At 51.1% G+C, this 6,114-nt stretch carries 3 rRNA genes; all 3 read right to left on the bottom strand.

Annotated features, from left to right (window positions below):
* Window positions 1-369 precede the first annotated feature (369 nt).
* A 5S ribosomal RNA gene (rrf, locus tag ALMA_RS07955) occupies window positions 370-487 on the bottom strand.
* Between the two features lie 127 nt (window positions 488-614).
* Window positions 615-3,691 (bottom strand): 23S ribosomal RNA (locus ALMA_RS07950).
* Between the two features lie 406 nt (window positions 3,692-4,097).
* Window positions 4,098-5,628, bottom strand: a 16S ribosomal RNA gene (locus ALMA_RS07945).
* The 16S, 23S and 5S rRNA genes sit together here, the layout of an rRNA operon.
* Window positions 5,629-6,114: the final 486 nt, after the last annotated feature.

The raw sequence follows: 6,114 nt of genomic DNA, 5'->3' as shown, positions 1-6,114 counted from the left end.
TAGCCCGAAAGTCTGGTACGTGTAGAGTGCACGTATCTCATTTAGCCCGAAAGTGCATATCAGAGCACCTTACTAGGCACGTAATGTTACGCGCGCGAGAACTGATAAGCTCAAAACCCTACCCGGTGAAGTCACCTCGCGAAGGATGGATAATCTAACTATTATAGAAGACGAATAAGTGTGTAAGCACTCGGAGCGGAGCGAAAACGATACATACCCGTGGCGCGTGATGAAACAATGCTAACAAATCACCAATAAGAAAGGAGGTGCGCCACGGGCATACACTCAGTATATCACGCTATCCGCGTACACATATGCGAAAAAGGGAAGCAACCTTTTTAGGTGCTTCCCTTATCAATGAAGTATTATTTGTGGCGGTGTGTTACTCTCCCACACCCTATCGAGTGCAGTACCATCACCGTGCTCACGCTTAGCTACCAGGTTCGGAAAGGAGACTGGGCGTATCCATGAGGCCAAGACCACCACAAAAATCTTGTGTAATCATATTCTATTATACGTGGTGGTTTGGGGACCGGCTAGTAGACGCGAAAATCGTTTTCGTGATCACTGTATTCCAGTGTTGCAGAAAGATTCATGATGCTTAAGATATGATTGTTGGTTTGTTTTCGACTGTTAGTACTAGTCAGCTCCACACGTTACCATGCTTCCACGCCTAGCCTATCCACCTCGTGTTCTACAAGGAGTCTCACGCGGCTCTAAATCCGCTAGGAATTCTGATCTTGGAGAAAGCTTCCCGCTTAGATGCTTTCAGCGGTTATCTCACCCGAACGTAGCTAACCAGCCATGCCACTGGCGTGACAACTGGCATACCAGAGGTTCGTCCACCCAGGTCCTCTCGTACTATGGGCAGGACTCCTCAAAATTCCAACGAGCGCAGAGGATAGAGACCAAACTGTCTCACGACGTTCTGAACCCAGCTCGCGTGCCGCTTTAATCGGCGAACAGCCGAACCCTTGGGACCTGCTCCAGCCCCAGGATGCGACGAGCCGACATCGAGGTGCCAAACCATCCCGTCGATATGGACTCTTGGGAATGATCAGCCTGTTATCCCCGGGGTACCTTTTATCCGTTGAGCGATGCCGCGTCCGTACGCCGGCACCGGATCACTATTTCCGACTTTCGTCCCTGCTCGACCCGTCAGTCTCACAGTCAAGCTCCCTTGTGCAATTACACTCAACACCCGATTACCAACCGGGCTGAGGGAACCTTTGAGCGCCTCCGTTACTCTTTAGGAGGCAACCGCCCCAGTTAAACTACCCACCAGGCACTGTCCCTAACCAGGATAACTGGTCGAGGTTAGACATCCAATATAAACAGAACGGTATTTCACCTTGCGACTCCACACACGCTAGCGCGCACGCTTCACAGTCTCCCGCCTATACTACACAATCCACACCGAATGCCAATACCAAGATATAGTAAAGGTCCCGGGGTCTTTTCGTCCTTCTGCGCTTAACGAGCATCTTTACTCGTACTGCAATTTCACCGAGCTCCTGGTCGAGACAGTGGGGAAGTCGTTACGCCATTCGTGCAGGTCGGAACTTACCCGACAAGGAATTTCGCTACCTTAGGATGGTTATAGTTACCACCGCCGTTTACCGGGGCTTAAATTCACCACTTCACCCCCTAAAGGGTTAATGGATCCTCTTAACCTTCCGGCACCGGGCAGGCGTCAGTGCATATACAGCGACTTACGTCTTCGCATGCACCTGTGTTTTTGGTAAACAGTCGCTACCCCCTGGTCTGTGCCACCCCCAACAGCTCCAACAGCAAGTATCCTCACCATCAGGGGTCTCCCTTATACCGAAGGCACGGGAGTAATTTGCCGAGTTCCTTGACCAGGATTCACTCGATCGCTTTAGTATTCTCTACCTGACCACCTGTGTCGGTTTAGGGTACGGGCAGTATCCCATCTCACATCGAAGATTTTCTTGACACCAAGAATCACCAAAACACCTGCACAAGCAAGTGCGCGTCACACCTCACCCTCACGGCCAGCGGATTTACCTACCGGCCGGGCTGCGTGCTTACCATGCCAAAACCACCTGACATGTCAGCTATCCCAATGCGTCCCTCCTATGCTACCCTACTACACACTCAGTTCCAGAATAATCCAAGAATCAACACCCGAAAGTGAAAACTCAAAGAAAACAATGTTAGTATCGCATGCCTCAGATCTGGACGATGAAACACTGGTAGGAGACTATCAACTCCTTCACCCATTCGACTACGCCTGTCGGCCTCGCCTTAGGACCCGACTCACCCAGGGACGATGAACGTGGCCCTGGAACCCTTAGTCATCCAGCGGACGGGATTTTAACCCGTCTTTCGTTACTCATGTCTGCATTCTCACTTCCCTACAGTCCACAAACGTTTCCACGCCTGCTTCACCCCAGTAGGGAACGCTCTCCTACCCACCCAACCACAAGGCTGAGTGCCGCGTTTTCGGTGGTGTGCTTGAGCCCCGCTACATTGTCGGCGCGGAACCACTAGACCAGTGAGCTGTTACGCACTCTTTCAAGGATGGCTGCTTCTAAGCCAACCTCCTGGCTGTCTATGCGACTCCACATCCTTTCCCACTTAGCACACGCTTAGGGACCTTAAACGACGATCTGGGCTGTTTCCCTTTCGACAACGAAGCTTATCCCCCGCTGACTCACTGCCAGAAAACACTTCACAGGTATTCGGAGTTTGGCTGCTATTGGTACCAACAATAGGCCCGCAAGCATCCAGTAGCTCTACCCCCTGGAAACTATAAACTGACGCTGCACCTAAATGCATTTCGGAGAGAACCAGCTATCACGGAATTTGATTGGCCTTTCACCCCTATCCACAAGTCATCGCCCCAGTTTTCAACCTAGGTGCGTTCGGTCCTCCACAAAGTCTTACCCCTGCTTCAACCTGCTCAAGGATAGATCATCCCGCTTCGGGTCTAGAGCATGCAACTAAACGCCCTATTCAGACTCGCTTTCGCTACGATTCCCCCACACGGGTTAACCTCGCTACATACCACTAACTCGCAGACTCATTTTTCGATAGGCACGCCATCACCCCGAAAGGCTCTGACGGATTGTAAGCTCACGGTTTCAGAAACTATTTCACTGTCCTCCCGGACTACTTTTCACCTTTCCCTCACGGTACTCGTCCACTATCGGTCACACAGATATATTTAGACTTACCCAACGGTCTGAGCAGATTCACACGACATTCCACGAGTATCGTGCTACTCGGGACATATTCTCCAGAAAGAGACTGCATTACCATCTACGGGGCCATCACCCTCTACGGCCAGGCATTCAATCCTGTTCAACTCACACAATCTTTTATCACTCCCTCACCAGCCTGTCAGAACCAGTACGAGAACATCCCACAACACCACACACGCAACCCCTGACAAGTATCACACGCGCATGGTTTAGTCTCCTCCGCTTTCGCTCGCCACTACTCACGGAATATCTTTTCCTGTAGGTACTGAGATGTTTCACTTCCCTACGTACGCCCCCAAAACAAAAGTTCGGGTACCACAGATTCGTCTGTGGTGAGTTTCCTCATTCAGAAATCCTCGGATCACAGCTCGGTTGACAGCTCCCCAAGGCTTATCGCAGCCTCCCACGTCTTTCATCGCTCCCATGTGCCAAGGCATCCACCCTAAGCCCTTAACAACAAACCAACAAACAGTCCATAACGTTAAGACCCTATCAAAAACAACATAAATTCCTAGACAACACAATCATCACACAAATGATCACAAAAACGATCCAACAAACCCAACAAAACAATTGAGTCCGTTGAAATTGCAACAAACAAGCAAAAACTTGTTTGCTCGCGTCCACTATCCAGTTCTCAAACCACCACACCACACCACCACACCAACACAGTCACAACCATGCCGTGAAAGTAGCGGGTATTTTGCTCCCAACCACGAAGTCGCGGTCCGGGAACCCAAAAGCACATTTCGTAAAACTCTAGTCTCGATAATTTTTCCACACCAGACACAACCCCCACCCAGTACTCCAGGCAGAACAATGATTGTGTATCCTTCGACTCATAACCATGAGTCTTCATATTCTCCGTAGAAAGGAGGTGATCCAGCCGCACCTTCCGGTACGGCTACCTTGTTACGACTTAGTCCCAATCGCGGACCTCACCTTAGACGGCTCCCCCAGAGTAAACTGTTAGGCCACCGGCTTCGGGTGTTGCCCACTTTCATGACTTGACGGGCGGTGTGTACAAGGCCCGGGAACGCATTCACCGCAGCACTGCTGATCTGCGATTACTAGCGACTCCACCTTCATGAAGCCGAGTTGCAGGCTTCAATCCGAACTGAGACCGGTTTTACAAGATCCGCTCCAGGTCACCCTATCGCACCTCGCTGTACCGGCCATTGTAGCATGCGTGAAGCCCAAGACGTAAGGGGCATGATGATCTGACGTCATCCCCACCTTCCTCCGAGTTAACCCCGGCGGTCTCTTGTGAGTTCCCACCATAACGTGCTGGCAACACAAGACAAGGGTTGCGCTCGTTGCGGGACTTAACCCAACATCTCACGACACGAGCTGACGACGACCATGCACCACCTGTAAAAACGCCCCAAAAGAGGAAACCCTATCTCTAGAGTAGTCGTAATTATGTCAAGTCTTGGTAAGGTTCTTCGCGTTGCATCGAATTAATCCGCATGCTCCGCCGCTTGTGCGGGCCCCCGTCAATTTCTTTGAGTTTTAGCCTTGCGGCCGTACTCCCCAGGCGGGATGCTTAACGCGTTAGCTCCGACACAGAACCCGTGGAAAGGGCCCCACATCCAGCATCCACCGTTTACGGCGTGGACTACCAGGGTATCTAATCCTGTTCGCTCCCCACGCTTTCGCTCCTCAGCGTCAGTCATAGCCCAGAGACCTGCCTTCGCCATTGGTGTTCTTCCCGATATCTACACATTCCACCGTTACACCGGGAATTCCAGTCTCCCCTACTACACTCTAGCCTGCCCGTACCCAGCGCAGATCCACCGTTAAGCGATGGACTTTCACACCAGACGCGACAAACCGCCTACGAGCTCTTTACGCCCAATAATTCCGGACAACGCTTGCACCCTACGTATTACCGCGGCTGCTGGCACGTAGTTAGCCGGTGCTTATTCAAAAAGTACACTCACTCTCGCTTGCTCCTTAATAAAAGCGGTTTACAACCCGAAGGCCGTCATCCCGCACGCGGCGTCGCTGCATCAGGGTTCCCCCCATTGTGCAATATTCCCCACTGCTGCCTCCCGTAGGAGTCTGGGCCGTATCTCAGTCCCAATGTGGCCGGTCGCCCTCTCAGGCCGGCTACCCGTCGAAGCCTTGGTAGGCCACTACCCCACCAACAAGCTGATAGGACGCGATCCCATCACATAGCACACAAGGCTTTCCCAACAACCCATGCGAGTAGTTGGAGCATAGGGCATTACCACCCGTTTCCAGGAGCTATTCCCCACTATGCGGCAGGTTGATCACGCGTTACTCACCCGTTCGCCACTCTCACCACCCTAGCAAGCTAAGATGGATCCCGTTCGACTTGCATGTGTTAAGCACGCCGCCAGCGTTCGTCCTGAGCCAGAATCAAACCCTCCACAAAAAAATCGTGAGAGAGTCAAACAAATGACTCAATAAAAAAAGAAAATCAACGAAAAACAACTAAAAAGTCATTCAACGCACAAAAATAGACACTCATTAAACTCTTCCAAGTACCCATATACACGGGCGAGTATCACTGGCATTATCAAAACATAAAAAGTAGTACAAAACACGCTCTTGAGTTCTCAAACCACCACAACACAAACACACACAAACCACAAAACCAAGAAAAAAGTGATTCATGCCGTATCAGGCAGCGAATAAAAACAATACACCACCACACCCACCCCACGCAACCCACACCCCCACACACCTACAAAACACTAGCCCCACCGGCGTGTCGCACACATCTATTTACGCATACACCATCTCTTTGCGCACCTAATCTGAAGATTCAACCGCCTCTACAGTCATCTTTAGTCCCCAAAGCATCACATNACTTCATCACTGTAGCTATACCAGGATTAGCGTCATTGACCAGACTCTT

This window comes from Alloscardovia macacae (assembly GCF_002259705.1).
In the GTDB taxonomy this organism is placed as follows: domain Bacteria; phylum Actinomycetota; class Actinomycetes; order Actinomycetales; family Bifidobacteriaceae; genus Alloscardovia; species Alloscardovia macacae.
This window is presented reverse-complemented; position numbering and strand designations above follow the sequence as displayed.